Genomic DNA, 18,515 nt, shown 5'->3' with positions numbered 1-18,515 from the left:
TCAGAAGCCTTCCGGTTCCCGCGGCGTGTAGGCGCTTTCCAGCTGTGCGAGCTCGGTCGATTCCAGGCGGATGCCGGCTGAGGCGACGGCATCCTCGATGTGCTCCGCCTTCGTGGCGCCGACGATCGGGGCGGTGACGGCGGACTGCTGGGCGACCCAGGCGAGGGCGATCTGGGCACGGGACACGCCCCGCTCCGCGGCCACTCGGGCGACGGCCTCGACGATCGCGCGGTTCGACTCCTCTTCGCGGTGGTACAGCGTCGCGCCGAACTCGTCTGTCGCGGTGCGGGCCGTCGTCTCGTCCCAATCGCGGGTGAGGCGGCCGCGCGCGAGCGGCGACCACGGGAGCACGCCGACGCCCGAGTCGAGGCAGTACGGATGCATCTCGCGCTCCTCCTCGCGCTGGAGCAGGTTGTACTGGTCCTGCATCGACACGAACGGCGTCCATCCGTTCTGCACGGCGACGTGCTGCGCCTTCGCGAACTGCCAGGCCCACATCGACGAGGCCCCGATGTACCGGGCCTTGCCCGAGCGCACGATGTCGTGGAGGGCTTCCATCGTCTCCTCGATCGGAGTCTCCGGGTCCCACCGGTGGATCTGGTAGAGGTCGACGAAGTCGGTGCCGAGGCGGCGCAGGCTGGCATCGATGCCGGAGAGGATGTGCCCACGGCTGAGCCCGCCCTGGTTCGCGCCCGGCCCCATGCGGCCGTGCACCTTCGTGGCGATCACGACCTGGTCGCGCTGGGCGAAGTCCGCGAGCGCGCGGCCGACGAACTCCTCGCTCGTGCCGTCGGAGTAGACGTCGGCCGTGTCGAATGTGGTGATGCCGGCCTCGAGCGCCTGGCGGATGAGAGGACGACTCGTCTCCTCATCGAGGGACCAGCGGTGAGTGCCACGGTCGGGGGCGCCGAAGCTCATGCAACCGAGTACCACCGGCGAGATCTTGAGGCCGCTGTTCCCCAGTCGTACGTTGTCGGTCGTCTCCAGCATCCGTCTTCTCCCTCGATCGTCGGCGCGCGCTGCGCATCTCGACCCAGCCTTGCACGTTCTCAGAGGATGGTCGTCAGGACCCCGCCGTCGGCGCGGAGGGCGGCACCGTTGGTCGCCGACGAGAGCGGGCTGGCGAGGAAAGCGACGAGGTGGGCGATCTCCTCCGGCCGGATGAAGCGCTGCAGGAGCGAGGTGCCCCGTACCAGCGACCCCTTGAGCTGGTCCACGTCGAGGTCTTGCAGCGCGGCGATGTTCTCGACCGCGGCTGCGACGCCGTCGGAGTACGTCGGGCCGCCGAGCACGGTGTTCACGGTGACCCCCGTTCCGCGCGTCAGCTTGGCGAGCCCGTTGGCGACGGCGAGGGCGGCCGCCTTCGTCGCGCCGTAGTGGATCATGTCGGCAGGCACGTCGACGGCCGATTCCGTGCCGAGGAAGATGATGCGCCCCTGGTTCCTCTCGAGCATCCCGGGCAGCAGTCGGCGCGAGAGACGCACGGCGGCCATGACGTTGAGGTCGAAGTACCGGGACCATTCGTCGTCGTCGACCTGCGCGAAGGGTGCGACATCGAAGACGCCCGCGTTGTTCACCAGGACGTCGACCTCGCCGAGGGACTCGAGGAGATCATCGACCTGCGCCGGATCCGAGAGATCTGCCGCGATGCCGGAGACGTCGGTGTCGGGCGCGTCCGCGAGGATGCGATCGACCGCGACGGTGACGCGGTCATCGGTGCGTCCGTTGATGACGACGGATGCTCCTTCTGCCGCGCATGCGGCCGCGACGGCATGACCGATCCCCTGCGTCGAGCCGCTGATGAAGACCTTCTTGCCTGCGAGATCGAGATTCATGGTGTCGTCCGTTCTCATCTGTAAATTACTTGTTCAGGAAAGTAAAGACTAGGTCGCTTCACTTTCCTGAGCAAGTCATGGCCTAAGGTGGGGATCATGACCGGCACAGGATCACCGGACGCACTGAAGCCCGAAGAGCTCGAGACGTGGTCGGCCGTGGCGACCCTTCTCGAATGGCTGCCGGCCGCCCTCGACGGGCAGCTGCAGCGCGATTCGGGTATCAGTCACTTCGAATACGGCATCCTCTTCGCTCTGTCCGAAGCCGATGACCGCACGCTGCGGATGAGCGAGCTCGCGGGCTACGCGAACAGCACCCTCTCCCGCCTGTCCCGTGCCGTCGCACGACTCGAGACCAAGGCGTGGGTGCGGCGCGCTCCAGACCCGACCGACGGACGGATCACGCTCGCGACACTCACCGATGAGGGATCGGATGCCGCGCGCGCGGCAGCGCCCGGGCACGTCGCACTCGTGCGGCGACTCGTCTTCGACACGCTCACGCCGACGCAGACCACGCAGTTGCGCACCGCGAGCCGACGCATCACCGGTGCGATCCGCGAGCAGAGCGGGTGGATGCCGGGCGCCTGACGCGCGGCTCCGCCGACTACTCGATCTGGCCGATCGGCTCGCGCTTCTCCGCCTGGAACTGATCCTCGGCACGGCCCCGCGCCCAGTAGGCCGAGATCGACAGGGACTCGCGGGGCACCTCGCGCTGCTTCAGCACGGCCCGCACGGACTTGATCGTGCCCCGCTCACCGTGCGCGAAGACCTGCGGGTGCCCGTCGGCCCAGGGCAGGTCGCCGAGTGCCGCGAGGAGCTCGTCGTCGGACTGCGTCCACGTCACCGTCAGCCCCGACGGCGGCTCCGGCAGCACCCGATCGGCGGCGTCGGCCACCGAGAGCAGCACGTGACCCTGCGTCGCGGCATCCATGCTCTCGATCGCCGACGAGATGGCGGGAAGCGCGGTGTGGTCGCCGATCAACAGGTGCCACAGCGCGGCAGGATCCGGGCGGTAGCCGCCGCCGGCCCCGCTGACGACGAGCGTGTCCCCCGGCTGCGCCGCACGGGCCCAGGGGCCCGCCACACCCTCGTCGCCGTGCACGACGAAGTCGATGACGAGGCGTCGTGCCACCGGATCGGATGAGCGGATCGTGTACGTGCGCCGGGTCGGCAGCTTCTCCGGGCTCTCCTCGCGCAGCAGCGCCAGGTCGTACGGCGGTGTCAGCCCGTGACGCGGATCGGCGAACAGGATCTTCACGTACTTGTCGGTCGAGTCGTTGTCGCGGAACGCGTCGTACCCGTCACCACCGGCCGTGATGCGGATCAGGTCGGGACTCACCTGCTCGACCTGCTGCACCGTGAGGACGGCCTGTTCGGGTGCTCTGCGCGGCTGCTCTTGTGTCATCAGGTCTCAAGTCTCCGGATTCGGGGCGGGCGGTCCGGTTCCAGTCTGCCCGGGCCTGAGGGGTGCGGGGCCGGTCGCGCTAGACCGCGCCGTGCTCCTCGGGCTCGATCAGGAGCTCGTAGAGGTCGCCGCGGTAGATGGATCGCGTGATCTCGGCCACGCGTCCGTCGGCGAGGCTGCCTCGCGCGACGACTCGCAGACAGGGCTGATCCACGGTGATCCCGAGGAGTTCGGCCTCACGGGGAGTGGGCAGCACCGCGGCCACCCGCGACGACGCACGGGTCAGGTGCACGTCGTAGCGGCGACGGAGGATCTCGTAGAGGGAACCGGTCAGGTCGTTGCCGAGCAGATTGGGGAAGAGCTCGGCGGGCAGCTGCGAACTGTCGATGCTGAGCGGGGTGTCGTCTCCGAAGCGCAGACGCTCGACGGTGTAGACGGATGCCGAACCGGCCATGCCGAAGTCCGTCGCGACCTCGGGTGCCGCGGGCGCGATGCCGGCCGAGAGCACCTCGGCGCGGGCGGTGCGACCGGCCGCGCGCATCGAGTCGGTGAACGAGGCGAGGGTCATCCGCTTGGTCAGCGACGGCTCGGCGACGAACGTGCCCTTGCCGCGGATGCCGACGATGCGCTTGGCGTTGATGAGCGCTTCGAGCGCGCGGCGGACGGTCATCGACGACACGTTGAAGCGCGCTGCGAGCTGCTGCTCGGTGGGCAGCTGATCGCCCGCGCGCATCTCGGCGATCTCCGCCGACAACTCCTTCAGCACCACCTCGTACTTCGCGGCCACGTTCCCCTCCTTCCGCGCGAATCGTCAAGTTCATGACTATCACGCATCCGCCCTCAGGCCGCCCGAAACGATGATTGCGGTTCTTCGACGGACGGTGTAACTTCCTTGTAACCCTAGGGTGCTACACATACCCTATGGTAATCAAGACCCATCCCGAATGCACCTGTTCCAACGGAGGATTCTCATGAGCGCTGCAACACCCGCCCGCTCGCGTGCACCACGGCTCGCCGTCCGCGTCGGCGCCGGACTCACCGGACTCACCATCGCCGCTGCGGGCATGACCGCGTGCGCCCCGTCCGGCTCGACCGGCGACGCAGGCAGCGGCACGACCATCAACGTCCTCGCCGAGGACATCTCCTACACCGACAACTGGAAAGAGCTCCTTCCCGAGTTCGAGAAGCAGACCGGCATCAAGGTCAACATCGAGACCGTGCCGTACAGCGACCAGGCGGCGAAGATCCTGCTCAACTTCAGCCAGAAGTCGAGCGACTACGACGTCGTCTTCACCGACAACACCTACGGCACCGGATACTTCGAGTCCGGCTACGTCGACGATCTCGCGAAGTTCGAGAAGGACGGATCCGACTTCGTCGCGTTCGACGACTTCTACCAGCCGTACATCGCGCCCATGCAGAAGGACGGCGCGACGTTCGGTCTCCCGGTCTACGGCGAGAGCACGTGGCTGATGTACCGCACCGACCTGTTCGAGCAATACGGCATCGACGGCCCGCCCACCACGATGGACGAGCTCGAAGCGGCAGCGAAGACCATCAGCGAGGGCTCAGGCGGCGAGGTCGCCGGCATCACGCTGCGTGGAGCCCCCGGCATCCAGAGCGTCTACCCCTGGGCCGGCTTCCTCCGCGCCTTCGGCGGCGACTTCTACGACGGCGACGAACTGGCCGTCGACTCCGACGAGGCGGTCGAGGCCACGCAGTTCTGGTCCGACCTGCTCACCGAGTACGGCCCCTCGGGCGTCGGCAACTTCGACTGGGAGCAGAACCGCATCGCGTTCACCCAGGGCACCGCGGCCATGACGATCGATGCCACCGCCAACGGCCCCTTCAACGAGGACACCGCTGCCAGCGTCATCGCCGGCAAGGTCGGCTACGCCCCGATCCCGTACGCGATCTCCGACCCGCCCGAGAGCGGCAACACCGACAACTCGCTCAACGTGCACGCGCTGTACCTCAGCTCCTTCTCGAAGAAGAAGGAGGCCGCCTACAAATTCATGGCCTGGGCGACCGGCCAGGACGTGCAGAGCAACGCGGTCGAGAACACCGAAGCGGTCGGCGTGACGCTCGACGCGGTCCTCGAGAGCCCGGAGTACAACGAGAAGTACGGTCCCTTCAAGGAGGCGCTGCTCGCGCAGCTCGCCACCGGCAACGTCGACTACCTGCCCGCAGGCACCGACGCGAATGCGATCATCACCGAAGTCGGACAGGCGCTGTCCCGCACGCTCGCCGGCGAGGCCAGTGCGAAGGACGCGCTGACCGCAGCCCAGGAAGCACTCAAGACGCAACTCGGCTGACCCACCGAACGCCGGAACGGAAGAACAAGACGATGACCCAGCTCACGACGCCACCACGTCCCGATGCCGAAGGCGCCGTCAAGGACCCTCCGTTCCGGCGTTCCCCCCGCCGCCGCCCGCTGCGACCCGGCCTCGCGAGAGCGAGCCTGGCCCTCCCCGCCGTGATCGTGATCGTGCCCCTGCTCGTGATCATCATCCTGCAGGGCGCGAACCTCGTCACCCATGCCGAGAACCTGCTCCGCCCCGGCAGCGAGGACATGTTCGTCGGCTGGGACAACTTCACCCGCGCGCTCGCCGACCCGACGCTCCTCGGCTCCATCCGCGTGACCCTCGTCTACGTCGTCGCGGGCGTCGGCATCGAGCTCGTGCTGGGCGTCTCCATCGCCCTCGCACTGCAGGGCCGCATCCCCGGCAAAGGCGTGCTGCGTGCGCTGATCCTCATCCCGATGGTTCTGACCCCGGTGGTCGCCGGCCTCATGTGGCGGCTGCTGATGGATCCGACATCCGGATTCATCAACTGGTTCCTCGACACGGTGGGGATCGGCGGACACGCGTTCCTCGCCGACCCGGCGACGGCCCTGGGCGCCGTCATCCTCGTGGAGGTCTGGCAGAACACCCCGTTCGTGGTGATCATCGTGCTCGCCGGGCTCGAATCGCTCGACCCCTCCCCCTTCGAGGCCGCCCAGCTCGACGGCGCCGGCGGATTCCGGATGCTGCGGAACGTCACGCTCCCGATGCTCGCGCCCGTGCTGTCGATCGTGGTGCTGCTGCGGGTGATCGACGCGGTGAAGACCTTCGCGATCGTCAACACCATGACGAAGGGCGGGCCGGGAACGTCGACGCTCGCCATCAGCAACTACGTCTACCGGCTCGGCTTCGAGACCTTCGACATCGGATACGCGACCACGGTCGGCGCGCTCGTCTCGCTCGTGGTGCTCATCATCCTGTTCCCCACCGCCACGCGGCTCATGGGCCTGCGCATCTGGAAGGCCCGCCGATGAGATCTCGACGCAGCATCCTGCACTCCCTCCGCGTCATCGCGGTCTACGTCTTCGTCCTGTGGTGCATCCTGCCGGTCGCCTGGCTGGTGAGCACCTCACTCAAGAGCGACGTCGATGCGTTCAGCCGCGAGCCGGTGTGGTTCTTCGTGCCCCAGTTCGGCAGCTACGTCAGCGCCTGGGTCGACGGCGGCATGGGGCAGGCGATGCTCGTGAGCGCGGCCGTCGCGATCATCAGCAGCGTGATCGGCATCGTCGTCGGGCTCCCCCTCGCCTACCTCACCACCCAGGTCTGGCCGCCGGAGTCGGCGTGGTCCGCCCGCGTGACGCTCGCCATCCTGTTGCTCACGACCGTCCCGCCCGTGCTCACCCTGACGCCGTTCTACCGCGCGTTCTTCGGAGTCGGGCTGACCGGCAACCCTGTCGGGCTCACGGTCGTGCACACCTTCTATGCGATCCTGCTCGCGGTGCTCATCTTCCGCTCGTTCCTCGTCGCCTTCCCGCGTGAGATCCGCGAGGCGGCCATGATCGACGGCCTCGGTGAATGGCGCACGCTCTTCCAGTGCGTGCTTCCCAACGTCTGGGGTGCGGCCTTCGCGACGTTCGTGCTCGCGCTCATCCAGTCGTGGAACGAGTTCCTCTACGCGCTGGTGCTCACCAGCGGCGACAGCCAGACGGTCCCCGTGACCATCGCCGGCTTCCTCAGCTTCTTCGGCACGAACTGGGCGCGTCTCACCGCCGCCGGCGTGATCGGCGCGCTGCCCATCGTGATCTTCGCGATCCTCGTCCGCAAGCACATGGCGCGCGGCCTGTCCTTCGGAGGTGTCAAGTGACCGGCACGCTCGCCGTCGACGTCGGCCAGTCCGGATGCCGCCTGCGCCTCGACGACGGAGACGTCATCGAGGCTCCGCTGGGCGTCGTCGCGCTCACCGGCGACGAGCACGTGACCGCACTCGCGCAGACCGTGATCGACCTGGTGCCGCCCGGCACCCGGCCGGAGCTCGTCGGCGTCGGACTCTCCGGATTCGTGGAGGACTCCCCCGCGCCGGCACGACTGGCCGAGAGACTGCGCGTGCACCTCGGCGCCCGCACGACCGTGGTCGCAGCGGATGCCGTCACGGCCTTCCTCGGCACGGTCGGGGCGCGGGCCGGGACCGTGGTGATCTGCGGCACCGGGGTCGCGGCGCTCGGCGTGAGCGACGCGGGAGGGCTTCGACGCATCGACGCCCGCGGATACCTGCTGGGCGACTTCGGCGGCGGCGCCTGGATCGGCCAGCGCGGACTCCAGGCCGCGCTCGACGCTCTCGAGGGTCGAGGTCCTGCGACCACGCTCGCCGACGCATCCCTGCGGCTCGGCTCGCCGGCCGACATCTACCACGGCGCGATGGGCTCGACCCCGGCGCCGCAGTACATCGCCGCGTTCGCGCCCGACGTGATCGGCGCCGCCGATGAAGGGGATGCCGCGGCCCTCGGCATCCTCGCCGATGCGGCGGATCAACTCGCGCGGACGATCGGCGCCGCGCGTCTCGGACCCGGTCCCATCGGGCTCACCGGCGGTCTGACCCGGTCGTCGTCGTTCGTGTCGGCGGTCCGCACCGCCCTCGATCGGCGGGACGTCGAGGTGGACGAGTTCGTGGTCCAGCCCGACGCCGGCCTCGACGGCGCCCGCATCGTCGCGGAAGACACCCGCATCCGCTCGGCATTCGCCGGTCTCATCGCAGTGAAGGAGTAAGAATGCTCGACCTCGAGACGCTTCGGGGACGCCTGATCGTGTCCTGTCAGGCGCCGGACGGATCGCCGCTGCGTGATCCCGGCATCATCGCGGCCATCGCCGAAGCCGCCGTGCTCGCGGGCGCCGCGGCCGTGCGCATCAACAGCGCCGAGCACGTGGCGGCCGTGCGCAGACGAGTGGACGTGCCGATCATCGGGCTGGAGAAGGTCGTCACCGACGGGCAGCAGTGGATCACGCCCACCGCCGACCTCGCCAAGGCGCTCGTCGACGCCGGTGCCGACATCGTCGCCCTCGACGCCACTCTGCGGACGCGGTCGGGCACCCCCGACGTCGACGCGCTGCTCCCGGCCGTGCGCGACCTCGGTGTTCCCGTCATGGCCGACATCGACGGCTTCGACGCCGGCCGGCACGCCGGGGAGCTCGGCGCCGAGCTCGTGGGCACGACGCTGTCGGGCTACACGAGCGCGCCGCAGAACCGCAGCGGCGATCCCGACATCGCGCTGGTGGGCCGGCTCGCCGCGCTGCCGACGCCGGTGATCGCGGAGGGGCGCATCAAGTCGCCCGATGAGCTGCGCGCGGCGTTCGAGGCGGGCGCGTTCGCGGTCGTCGTGGGAACATCCATCACCGAGCCGATGGCGCTGACCAGGCGCTATCTCGCAGCAGTACCGACGCTCACGAAGGGAGCATCAGCATGAGTGGCACGTCCACGCGCATCGCCGTCGTCGGCGCAGGTCGAATGGGACAGGTGCACTGTCGCATCGTCGCCGAGAACCCGCGGGCCGAGCTCGCCGCCGTCGTCGACCCGTTCGAGGAGAGCGGTCGCCGCGTCGCCGCGCAGTTCGGCGCACCCTGGTATCCGACACTCGCTGCGGCTCGCGACGCCGTCGACCTCGACGGCGTGATCATCGCGGTTCCCGACCGGCTGCATGTCGGCGTGACCGTCGAGGCACTGGAAGCGGGCCTGCACGTGCTCGTCGAGAAGCCGCTCGCCGACACGCTCGAGGGTGCACGGACCATTGCGGATGCCGCGGCGAGCGCGACCGGTTCGAAGGTGCTCGTCGGGCACGTGCTGCGGCACGATCCGCGCTTCCGCTCGGCGGCGAAGATCGTCGCCGCCGGGCAGGTCGGCGACCCGGTGCACTTCCGCGCGTCGAGGATCGTGCCTCGGAGCGTCGGCTTCGCGAACAACGGCGCCTCGCCGATCTACATGTATCAGGGCATCCACGACATCGACCTGGTGCAGTGGATCTCGGGCAGCCCGATCGTGCGCGTCTCCGCCACCACGGCCGCCAAAGTGCTCCCCGCCGCCGGCAAGGAGGGCGTCGACGTGGCGCTGATCCTCGCCGAGCTGGAGAACGGATCGGTCGGCACGATCGAGATCTCCTGGGTCCTCCCCGGATCCACCCCGAGCGGTCTCGCGTCGCAGTTCGAGCTCTACGGCACCGAGGGCAACGTCAAGGTCGATGTCACAGCCGAGGGCATCTCGCTCGACACGCTCGACGAGTTCCGCCTGCCGAACACGATGCTCGACCCAGAGCTCGACGGCCGGCTCGAGGGCGTCGTGCCTCAGCAGTTCGACTGGTTCCTGCAGATGATCGAGTTCGACCAGCCGAGCCGCATCGGCATCGACGAGGCCGTGTCGGCCGCGCGGGTGCTCGACGCGATCGACGAGTCGCTCCGCACGCGCACCTGGGCCGAAGTGCAGCGCTGACGCTCTCTTCGAACGGAGGAAGGCCGGGCCCCTCGCGTCCGGCCTTCCTCGTCTCAGCTCCCGCGCAGATCTCGGATCGCCTGCACGACGAGATCGTGATCGTCTTCGGACGCGAGACCGGAGACGGTCGCCACGGCCACGACGCCGACGCCCGCCACGCGCACCGGCACCGCTCCCCCGGCGACGGCGTACTCCGCAGGATCCAGCCATCCCGGCTCGAACATGTCGCGCCCACCGGCGGCGACACGGGCCTCGAGCAGGGCGGTGCTCGTCTCGAAGCGGAACACGGTCGCGGCCTTCCGCCGCGCCCAGTCGTCGTTGTCGGCCGTCGCGCCCGGCAGGGAGGCGTGGAACAGGATGCCGGATGCCGTGCGCACGTCGATCGCGACCGGGAAGGCTTCGGCGAGCGCCCGTTCCGCGATGGAGCTGCCGAGACGCCAGGCGTCAGCGCGATCGAAGCGCGTCAGTTCCAGGTCGCGGTGCTCGGCTTCGAGCCGGTCCAGCCATGCGTCGTTGCTCATCGGTCTGTGTCCTGTCGTCGTGTTCTTCGGATGCAGCAGGTCTACAAGACGTCCGCGACTGCGGCGAACGTCCGGTCGGGGTCTTCGATCTGCATGTCGTGATGGATGCCGTCGATACGGCGGATGTCCCATCCCTCGCGCTCGAGCGCCGCGGCCGTCGCGTCGGACAGCACGGCGGGCGACTCATCGGAGAGGACGATGGTCGACGGCACGTCGGGCGGGGTGATCGCGATCGGGTGGAACGCCACCTCGCGGAAGATGCCGACGGCCATCTTCGCGTCGAACTGCTGCTGGGCGTGCTTCATGAGTTCGCGGATGCTCGGGTCCAGGGCCGCACGCTGGGGCGCGCTGCGTCGTGCCTGCAGCAGGCCCATGACGCCGAGCGAGAGCGGCGCGACGGCCCAGAAGGCTCGACCTGCGAAGCCCGACGTCGGGAGCGAGAGCTCGAAGCCCGGGTCGAGGTAGATCGCCCGATCTGGCTGCAGGCGTCCGACGGCGCGGACCAGCACCGCTCCCCCGAGCGAGTGGCCGACGACGCTGTGGAGTCCGGTCGGGAGCGCCTCGACGACATCATCCGCGAGTTCGCCGAGCGTGTACGAGGGTGCGCGGTCGCTCTCGCCGTGACCGCGGAGGTCGAGAGTGGTCACCGTATAGCGGCCCGTCGCCAGCATCCGGTCGATGAGCGGCTGCCATGTCGAGCCCGCACCGCCGAGCCCGTGGATCAGCCCGACGTGGAGCTCACCCGAGCCGGAGGTGGTGGAGTGGAGGCGCATGTCGCCATTCTCCACGGTCCGAGCCTTCCGTCGTGGTGCAGCATCACAACCAGCCGTGATCGCGCGCAGCCCGTGCGGCGTCGTGCCGGGTCTCGGTGCCGGTCTTCTGCATGGCACTGGAGAGGTAGTTGCGCACCGTTCCCGGCGCGAGGTGCAGGCGCCGGGCGATCTCCTTGACGGCGTAGCCCTCTCGGGTCTCCCGCAGTGCATCGGCCTCGCGCTCGGTCAGCGGGGAGTCGTCGAGCACCGACGCCTCGAGCACGTCATGGGCGATCCAGCGCCCCCCGGAGTGCAGTCGGCCGATGACCTCGGCGATGTCTTCGGGGTCGGCGCCTTTGCTCATGAAACCCCGCACCCCGAGCCGGAGCGCGCGTCGCAGTACGCCCGCGCGGGCGTGCCGCGTCAGCATCAGCACACGTTGCGCCGGGCGCTCCGACATGATCGCCGCGACCGCTTCGAGGCCGTCCATCTCGGGCATCTCCAGGTCGATGACCAGCACGTCCGGCCGGTGCTCCAGCGTCACGGCCACGGCCTCGCGACCATTCTCGGCCTGCGCCACGACGTCGATGTTCCCGTCGAGCGGGAGCAGTGCCGCGAGCGCTGCGCGCAGCAGCTGCTCATCGTCCGCCAGGACGATTGTGATCGGATCGCCGATCGTCATCTCTCGACCCTCCTCACGCTGTCGGGCTGCGCTGTCTCCGAGCGATCGGCGGGGATCCGCGCTGCGACGACGAAGCTGTCGGATCTGCGCTCGATCCGCATCGTGCCGCCCTCGCCCTCGACGCGCTCTCGCAGGCGTGCCAGACCGCGCAGCGGCGAGTCGCCATCCGCGGCCAGCCCGTCGTTGACCACTTCCACGGCATCCGAGGAAGCGGTGATCACGACCGTCGTCGGATGTGCATGGCGGAGCAGGTTGGTCATGGCCTCGCGCAGCACCTGAGCCAGGAGAGGGTTCGCGGTGCCGCCGGTCCCCTGATCGAGCTGCACGTGCACGGCGATGCCCGCGGCCTCGCCGAGCCGTTTCGCATTCTCGAGCTCCGCCGCGAGGCTCATCTCATGGCGCGCGTACGCCAGCTCCCGCGACTCGGTGATGGTCGCGTCAGCGAGGCGGCGGATCTCGCGCAGCTCGCCCTCGGCGCGCTCGGGGTCGGTGTGCACGATTCGTCCGGCCAGTGCGGCCTTGAGCTTGATCACATGCAGCGTGTGGCCTTGGATGTCGTGCAGGTCGCTGGCGAAGCGCCCCCGCTCACGCGCGACGGCGAGGTCGGCTTCGGCCTCCTTCGCTCTCTCGAGCCGCCGCGCGACCTGCCATGCCTGTTCGCTGACCAGGATGACCCCGGTGATGAAGAGCGTGCCGACGGCCGGGATCACCAGATATCCCGCGACAAGGTCCCAGGCGAGGGGATGGAAGACGAAGGCGGTCGCGCCGATCGCCGCGACGCCCGTCGCGAAGGCCGCGATCCAGAGCTTCCAGCGAGGCAGCCGGACGATGAGCAGTGCGCCGATGAGCGAAAGCGGGACGAAGCTGATCGGGCTGGACGCGGTGATGCCGCCGATGACCCATGCCGCCGTCGTGAACATGAGCGCGAAGATCGCCCGGCGAGGATACCCGTCGAGACTCCACTCGCGCAGCACGCCGAGCGTGAGCAGGTAGCCGACGGCCATGGTGACGCCCTCCCACCACGACCGGGCGGTGAGCGCGACGCCGAGCACGCTCAGTGGCGCGATCGCTGCGACAGCAGTGATCATCGCCACTCGGCGCATGCGGGTGTCGGTCGGTTCGGCTTCCTGCGTCGTGTCGGTGATGGTCAGACCTTCGTCTCCGCTTCGGTCCGTTTGATCGCGCGACCCACCAGGGGTTTCGCGATCAGCGCTGCGACGAGGAGACCGAGCGCCACATACTGTAAAGCCCCGTTGCGGAGGAAGATTCCCGAGATGCTCTCGGGAAGGGTGATGAAGAGCCCGAAGTCGAAGTAGTACAGGCCGATGTAGGCGAGGAAGACCGTCGCAGACAGGACGATGATCGCATTGAGCGCCAGGTCGAAGATTTTCATGATCTTCCTACGTTCGTCGCGATCGTCCGATCCGGGTAGTGACGTGGTGTCACTGCTTTCCGTGACACCCCGCCACTGACCGGGGATCGCCGGATCGGATGCACTGGAGGCATGTCATCTCCGCACCCTGCCATCGACCTCACCGCGCGCGTTCCGCTCTGGCGGCGCCCCTTCCAGGTCATCCGCGCGAACAGGCCCGCCTACCTCATCATCAACGCGGCCGCGTACGGTCTCGCCATCATCGGATTCGTGATCGGGATCCTCTTCCCCGACCTCAATGCGGCCCGCGTCACCGCCCTCGAAGATGACGGAACCGGCGAACTGGTGCGCTGGCTGGTCACGATCCCGCCGCTGTTCGCACTCATGATCCTCGGGGTCAACCTCTTCCGACTCAGCCTGCTGACGATCGTGCTGCCCTCGCTTGTCGTGCCCTTCGCCGGACTCGCCTTCTTCGGCTACTGGGCCGTCGAGACCGGCATCACTCTCGCCCCGGCCACCCCGGAGCGATGGGTGGGTCTGATCCCCCACTCGCTGACCTTCATCATCGAGCTCCAGGCCTACGTGCTCCTGCTGCTCGGCGCCTTCATCCTGGGCAGGAACTGGCTCTTCCCCCGACGTGTCGGCGCGAAGAATCGGCGTCAGGGATATGTGCGCGGCCTGAAGCAACTCGGCCTGCTGGCCCTGCCCGCTCTCGTACTGCTCATCGTCGGAGCGCTCTGGGAGGCGTACTCGCTGCGCTACTTCATCCATCCGCTCTCGCAGTGGCTGCTGTGACGCTCCGGTGGGGCCCTGATTATCGGCCCGATCCGCGGAGGGGACTCGAGTCCCTCCGGCGCACTCCACCCGCCGCCACGTTCCCGAGATCAGCGAACGCAGGAGCATCGGGCGGCGCGCGGAGCCTCCGCGCCGGTGGGGCCCTGATTATCGAGGGGCCCACCTCGCACACGCGAATGAATGACAGAAGGCCGAACCCTCCGGGCCCGGCCTTCTGTCATTCGTACTGTGCGCGAGGGGGGACTCGAACCCCCACATCCTTGCGAATACTGGCACCTGAAGCCAGCGCGTCTACCATTCCGCCACTCGCGCGAGTGTCTCGTTCCGAAGAACTCAACTTCCCGAGGATATCACGCGATTTTCGCCGCGCGGCACACGCAAAACCACCGCTCGGCGGCGTTCCCCCAGGTCACCTGGCTACGATGTCCCTACCGGTCGGCATGCCAGAGGAGCCCAGTGGGACTACTTGACAGCTTTGAGAAGGGTCTCGAGCGCGCAGTCAACAGCGCGTTCGCGAAGACCTTCCGCAGCGGCATCCAGCCCGTGGAGATCGCTTCGGCGGTCCGTCGTGAAGCCGATACGAAAGCGGCGGTCGTCAGCCGCGACCGCATCATCGCGCCCAACAGCTTCGTCGTGCGTCTCAGCACCGACGACGCGGATCGGATGCGGAGCCTCGGCAACGCTCTCACCGACGAACTGCACTCCCTGCTGACCAAGCACGCGAAGTCGCAGGGCTACAGCTTCTCCGGCCCCCTCTCCATCACCCTCGAGGCCGACGAGAAGATCGCCACCGGAACCGTGCGCGTCGACTCCGGCACCGTCGAGGGTCGCGTCAGCTGGCAGGCCGTCGTCGACGTCGACGGACGCCGTCACACTCTCTCCCGCGCCCGCTCCGTGATCGGCCGCGGCTCTGACGCCGACATCACGATCGCGGATGCCGGATCCAGCCGCAAGCACGTCGAGATCCTGTGGGACGGCGAGCGCGCCATGATGCGCGACCTCGGCTCCACCAACGGCACGAAGGTCAACGGGCAGAAGCTCCGCGAAGCCGCTCTCCCCTCCGACACCACGATCACCATCGGCCGCACCGACCTGGTCTTCCGCATCGTGCCGGTGTCGGCCCCGCCGGCGCGCCCGGCGCGCCCGACCGACGACTCCACCCGCGCGTTCGGGGGCTTCGGATGAGCGAACTGATCCTCCTCCTGCTGCGCATCGGGTTCCTCCTGGTGATGTGGTTCTTCGTGTTCGGCGTCGTCTATTCGCTCCGCGCCGACCTGTTCGGCGTGAAGGTGCGCAAGCTCCCGGCTGAGGCCACGGCCGGCGCAGCCGCCGCGCCGGCCGCTCCCGCGAAGCCCGCCGCCGCGTCGCGTCCGGCATCCGCCAAGCCGTCGACCGGGCCCGCGACGATCGCGACGGCGAAGCGCCTCGTGATCACCTCCGGGCCGAAGACAGGCCTCGAACTGCCCCTCGGCGCCGACTCGATGACGATCGGCCGCTCCAGCGAGTCGGCGCTCGTGATCCGCGACGACTACACGTCGAGCCACCACGCCCGCCTCATGCTGCGCGGCGACGCCTGGGCGATCCAGGACCTCGACTCCACGAACGGCACCTTCGTCGCTGGCCAGCGCGTCACCGGCGGCCCCGTCAACCTCTCGCTCGGCACCCCCATCAAGGTGGGCGCCACGACCTTCGAGCTGCGAGCCTGACCCCGGCATGGTCTTCGAAGGCTCGAGCGTCGCGATCTCCCACACCGGGAAGGTCCGCTCCAACAACCAGGACTCCGGGTACTCCGGAGCCAACCTGTTCGTCGTCGCCGACGGCATGGGCGGCCACGCCGGCGGCGACGTCGCCTCGAGCATCGCGATCCATCGCCTCGAACCCCTCGACCAGGCCTACGCCTCGACCGAAGACGCGCAGGCATCGCTGCAGGCGGCCGTCACGACGGCGGCGGGCGACCTCATCCGCGCCGCGAAGGACCGCCCGGAACTCGCCGGCCTCGGCACCACCGTCAGCGCGATCATCATGGTCGACGAATACGCGGTCATCGGCCACATCGGCGACTCGCGCATCTACCTGTACCGCGACGACGCGCTGACCCAGATCACCGCCGACCACACGTTCGTGCAGCGGCTGGTGGACTCCGGCCGCATCACTCCCGAAGAGGCGCGTTACCACCCGCGCCGCTCCGTGCTCATGCGGGTGCTCAGCGACATGGACTCCGATCCCGAGCTCGACATGTTCGTCATGCACACGCAGCCCGGCGACCGCTGGCTGCTCTGCTCCGACGGCCTGTCCGGCGTGGTCGACGAGCCGCAGATCCTCAAGGCCATGCAGCTCGGCATCGCCCCCGGCCGCACCGCCGACAACCTGCTCAAGCGCGCCCTGGACGGCGGAGCACCCGACAACGTCACGATCGTGCTGGTCGACGTGGGTGGACAGCATCCGATCCACTCCGGCACCGCCACGGTCGTCGGCTCGGCCGCCAACCCGTCCGGCGTCTACGTGCCGCCTGCACGCGCGACGCGCGGCAACTGGCTGCACCCGGTGCGCCAGGCGGCCAACGAGCCCAGTCACTTCGAACCAGCCCCCGAGTACCTCGAGGAGCTCATCGAAGAGGATCGCCGCCGCGCCAAGCGGCGCCGCCTCGGCTGGATCGCCGGTGTGCTCGTCGTCCTCGTCATGCTGGGTGTCGCCGCGTTCGCCGCCTACAGCTGGACACAGACCCGCTACTTCATCGGCGCCGATGACGACAGCGTCGTGATCTTCCAGGGCGTGCAGCAGAACATCGGCCCGATCACGCTGTCGACGCCCCTCGAAGACACCGACATCCTGCTCGCGAACCTGCCGCCGTACCAGCGGGCGTCGGTCGAGCGCACGATCACCGCGCGCTCCCTCGCCGACGCGATGGCCATCGTCGACCGCCTGCGCGCGGGCGCCGACGCGAACGCCATCGAGCAGACGCCTCTTCCCACGCCGATGCCCACGCCGACCGAGACCCCGGCCGGAGGTGAGGGATGAGCACCGACGTCGCCGCCGACACCAGCGTCATCAAGGCGCTGAAGCGCATCCGGATGCCGCAGACGCAGCGCAACCGCGAGTTCTGGCTGCTGCTCTTCGCGCTGGCGATCAGCGGCGCGTCTCTCACGCTCGTGCAGCTCGGCGCGCTCGGCGTCATCGACCCGGTCGTGCTCGCGATCGGCGGCGGGCTCGCCGTGCTGGCCTTCGCCCTGCACTTCGTGCTGCGGGTCGTGGCGGCCGACGCCGACCCGTTCGTCGTGCCGATCGCGACGCTGCTCACGGGCCTCGGCATCGCGATGATCTACCGCATCGACATCGCCAAGGCGAACACCGGCTGGGACGCGTACTCCACCAAGCAACTCGCCTGGACCGCCATCTCGTTGGCCGGCGCCATCACCATCGTCATCCTGCTGCGCAACTACCGGATCCTGTTCCGGTACACCTACATCTTCGGACTCGCCGGCATCCTGCTCCTGCTGCTGCCGTTCGTGCCCGGCCTCCGCATCGACGACGCGAACGCGGCCGTCTGGGTCTCGCTCGGCGGTGCCTTCGCATTCCAGCCCGGCGAGATCGCCAAGATCTGCCTCGCGATCTTCTTCGCCGGCTACCTCGTGCGCACCCGCGAGAGCCTCACCTCCGTCGGAAAACGGGTGCTCGGGATCACCTGGCCGCGCATGCGCGAGCTCGGACCCGTGATCGTCGTCTGGGTCATCTCGCTCGGCATCATCATCTTCCAGCGCGACCTCGGCACCGGAACCCTCATCTTCGGCATGTTCGTCGCGATGCTCTACGTGGCGACAGGCAAGACCAGCTGGGTGCTCATCGGCCTGACCCTCGTGGTGGCAGGCGTCGCCCTGGCCACACAGATCCTCAGCTACGTGCAGGGTCGTTTCACCAACTGGCTCTTCCTCTTCGACTCTTCGAAGGTCGACCCCGACGTCGCCGGCTATCAGCCCATGCAGGGCCTGTTCGGCCTCGCCCGCGGCGGCCTCATCGGCACCGGCTGGGGTCAGGGCCGCCCCGAGATCACGCCCCTCGCGCACAGCGACTACATCATCACGAGCCTCGGCGAAGAACTCGGCCTGATCGGCCTGTTCGCGATCCTCTGCCTCTACATGGTGTTCGTCAGCCGCGGCATGCGCATCGGCCTCGCCGGCCAGGACGACTTCGGCAAGCTCCTCGCGACCGGGTTGTCGTTCACGATCGCCCTGCAGGTGTTCATCATGGTCGGCGGCGTCACGCGCATCATCCCGCTCACCGGCCTGACGACGCCGTTCCTCGCGGCCGGCGGCTCATCGCTCGTCGCCAACTGGCTCATCGTCGCGCTCCTGCTGCGCATCTCCGACGGCGTGCGCCGCCAGCCGAGGGTGGTGATCGGCTGA

Annotated in this window: 21 protein-coding genes and 1 tRNA gene; 12 read left to right on the top strand and 10 right to left on the bottom strand. The window is 68.8% G+C overall.

Translation table 11 applies throughout. The annotated features are described in order from the left end of the window. Both LC452_RS06870 and LC452_RS06865 read right to left on the bottom strand, forming a co-directional pair. Window positions 1-990, bottom strand: coding sequence for an aldo/keto reductase (locus tag LC452_RS06870; RefSeq protein ID WP_223623532.1), 990 nt, complete (start codon window positions 988-990; stop codon window positions 1-3). 59 nt (window positions 991-1,049) lie between these two features. After that, complete coding sequence (locus LC452_RS06865; protein ID WP_223623529.1) at window positions 1,050-1,835, bottom strand: SDR family NAD(P)-dependent oxidoreductase; 786 nt, start codon at window positions 1,833-1,835, stop codon at window positions 1,050-1,052. A gap of 96 nt (window positions 1,836-1,931) precedes the next feature. Here LC452_RS06865 and LC452_RS06860 point away from each other — a divergent pair, with 96 nt between their 5' ends. Beyond that, window positions 1,932-2,420: a MarR family winged helix-turn-helix transcriptional regulator gene (locus tag LC452_RS06860; RefSeq protein WP_223623527.1), complete on the top strand. Its 489-nt coding sequence runs from the start codon at window positions 1,932-1,934 to the stop codon at window positions 2,418-2,420. 16 nt (window positions 2,421-2,436) lie between these two features. Here the strand turns inward: LC452_RS06860 and LC452_RS06855 are convergent, their stop codons facing one another. Next, window positions 2,437-3,237: a siderophore-interacting protein gene (locus LC452_RS06855; protein WP_223623525.1), complete on the bottom strand. Its 801-nt coding sequence runs from the start codon at window positions 3,235-3,237 to the stop codon at window positions 2,437-2,439. A 79-nt stretch (window positions 3,238-3,316) separates the two neighbouring features. After that, window positions 3,317-4,024, bottom strand: a complete 708-nt coding sequence (locus LC452_RS06850) for a GntR family transcriptional regulator (protein WP_223623523.1) — start codon at window positions 4,022-4,024, stop codon at window positions 3,317-3,319. A 184-nt stretch (window positions 4,025-4,208) separates the two neighbouring features. Here LC452_RS06850 and LC452_RS06845 point away from each other — a divergent pair, with 184 nt between their 5' ends. From LC452_RS06845 to LC452_RS06820, 6 genes are read left to right on the top strand one after another with little or no spacing between them, the layout of a single operon-like run. Beyond that, entirely contained in the window at window positions 4,209-5,552 is a 1,344-nt protein-coding gene (locus tag LC452_RS06845; protein WP_223623521.1) for a sugar ABC transporter substrate-binding protein, read from the top strand. A 32-nt stretch (window positions 5,553-5,584) separates the two neighbouring features. Next, window positions 5,585-6,553: a carbohydrate ABC transporter permease gene (locus LC452_RS06840; protein ID WP_223623520.1), complete on the top strand. Its 969-nt coding sequence runs from the start codon at window positions 5,585-5,587 to the stop codon at window positions 6,551-6,553. Continuing rightward, window positions 6,550-7,383 carry a carbohydrate ABC transporter permease gene (locus LC452_RS06835; protein ID WP_223623517.1) on the top strand — a complete coding sequence of 278 codons (834 nt, stop codon included), beginning with the start codon at window positions 6,550-6,552 and terminating at the stop codon, window positions 7,381-7,383. Before LC452_RS06840 ends, LC452_RS06835 begins: the two co-directional genes overlap by 4 nt. After that, a complete protein-coding gene (locus tag LC452_RS06830) occupies window positions 7,380-8,282 on the top strand; it encodes a BadF/BadG/BcrA/BcrD ATPase family protein (protein WP_223623515.1) in 903 nt (300 codons plus the stop codon). The genes LC452_RS06835 and LC452_RS06830 overlap by 4 nt, the downstream gene beginning before the upstream one ends. A 2-nt stretch (window positions 8,283-8,284) precedes the next feature. Next, a complete protein-coding gene (locus tag LC452_RS06825) occupies window positions 8,285-8,977 on the top strand; it encodes an N-acetylmannosamine-6-phosphate 2-epimerase (RefSeq protein ID WP_223623513.1) in 693 nt (230 codons plus the stop codon). Further along, window positions 8,974-9,993: a Gfo/Idh/MocA family protein gene (locus tag LC452_RS06820; protein WP_223623511.1), complete on the top strand. Its 1,020-nt coding sequence runs from the start codon at window positions 8,974-8,976 to the stop codon at window positions 9,991-9,993. Before LC452_RS06825 ends, LC452_RS06820 begins: the two co-directional genes overlap by 4 nt. 53 nt (window positions 9,994-10,046) lie before the next feature. Here LC452_RS06820 and LC452_RS06815 read toward each other — a convergent pair whose 3' ends face one another. The 5 genes from LC452_RS06815 to LC452_RS06795 are packed head-to-tail and all read right to left on the bottom strand — an operon-like array spanning window position 10,047 to window position 13,341. Next, window positions 10,047-10,514, bottom strand: a complete 468-nt coding sequence (locus tag LC452_RS06815; protein ID WP_223623509.1) for a heme-degrading domain-containing protein — start codon at window positions 10,512-10,514, stop codon at window positions 10,047-10,049. A 41-nt stretch (window positions 10,515-10,555) separates the two neighbouring features. Continuing rightward, a complete protein-coding gene (locus LC452_RS06810) occupies window positions 10,556-11,287 on the bottom strand; it encodes an alpha/beta fold hydrolase (protein WP_223623507.1) in 732 nt (243 codons plus the stop codon). 43 nt (window positions 11,288-11,330) lie between these two features. Next, window positions 11,331-11,948: a DNA-binding response regulator gene (locus LC452_RS06805; RefSeq protein ID WP_223623505.1), complete on the bottom strand. Its 618-nt coding sequence runs from the start codon at window positions 11,946-11,948 to the stop codon at window positions 11,331-11,333. Beyond that, window positions 11,945-13,036 (bottom strand): sensor histidine kinase, encoded by a 1,092-nt coding sequence (locus LC452_RS06800; RefSeq protein ID WP_223623503.1) that lies wholly within the window; start codon window positions 13,034-13,036, stop codon window positions 11,945-11,947. The genes LC452_RS06805 and LC452_RS06800 overlap by 4 nt, the downstream gene beginning before the upstream one ends. Before the next feature lie 59 nt (window positions 13,037-13,095). Next, window positions 13,096-13,341, bottom strand: a complete 246-nt coding sequence (locus LC452_RS06795; RefSeq protein ID WP_223623501.1) for a hypothetical protein — start codon at window positions 13,339-13,341, stop codon at window positions 13,096-13,098. Between the two features lie 111 nt (window positions 13,342-13,452). Here LC452_RS06795 and LC452_RS06790 point away from each other — a divergent pair, with 111 nt between their 5' ends. Beyond that, window positions 13,453-14,115: a stage II sporulation protein M gene (locus tag LC452_RS06790; RefSeq protein WP_223623499.1), complete on the top strand. Its 663-nt coding sequence runs from the start codon at window positions 13,453-13,455 to the stop codon at window positions 14,113-14,115. Window positions 14,116-14,344: 229 nt separating this feature from the next. Here the strand turns inward: LC452_RS06790 and LC452_RS06785 are convergent. Further along, window positions 14,345-14,427: transfer RNA gene (locus LC452_RS06785), tRNA-Leu, on the bottom strand. Between the two features lie 144 nt (window positions 14,428-14,571). Between LC452_RS06785 and LC452_RS06780 the strand changes: the two genes are divergently transcribed. The 4 genes from LC452_RS06780 to LC452_RS06765 are packed head-to-tail and all read left to right on the top strand — an operon-like array spanning window position 14,572 to window position 18,515. Continuing rightward, window positions 14,572-15,300 carry a DUF3662 and FHA domain-containing protein gene (locus LC452_RS06780; protein ID WP_223623497.1) on the top strand — a complete coding sequence of 243 codons (729 nt, stop codon included), beginning with the start codon at window positions 14,572-14,574 and terminating at the stop codon, window positions 15,298-15,300. Next, the gene (locus LC452_RS06775; protein ID WP_223623495.1) at window positions 15,297-15,821 is read left to right on the top strand and encodes an FHA domain-containing protein; all 525 of its coding nucleotides are present in this window, start codon (window positions 15,297-15,299) and stop codon (window positions 15,819-15,821) included. The genes LC452_RS06780 and LC452_RS06775 overlap by 4 nt, the downstream gene beginning before the upstream one ends. 7 nt (window positions 15,822-15,828) lie before the next feature. Beyond that, window positions 15,829-17,133 (top strand): PP2C family serine/threonine-protein phosphatase, encoded by a 1,305-nt coding sequence (locus tag LC452_RS06770; RefSeq protein ID WP_223623493.1) that lies wholly within the window; start codon window positions 15,829-15,831, stop codon window positions 17,131-17,133. Continuing rightward, on the top strand, window positions 17,130-18,515 hold the full coding sequence (locus LC452_RS06765) for an FtsW/RodA/SpoVE family cell cycle protein (protein ID WP_223623491.1): 1,386 nt from the start codon (window positions 17,130-17,132) through the stop codon (window positions 18,513-18,515). Before LC452_RS06770 ends, LC452_RS06765 begins: the two co-directional genes overlap by 4 nt.

The sequence above is a fragment of the Microbacterium sp. EST19A genome, assembly GCF_019969685.1.
Classification (GTDB): Bacteria; Actinomycetota; Actinomycetes; order Actinomycetales; family Microbacteriaceae; genus Microbacterium.
The sequence above is the reverse complement of the archived record's forward strand: the minus strand, read 5'-3'. Positions and strand labels throughout refer to the sequence as shown.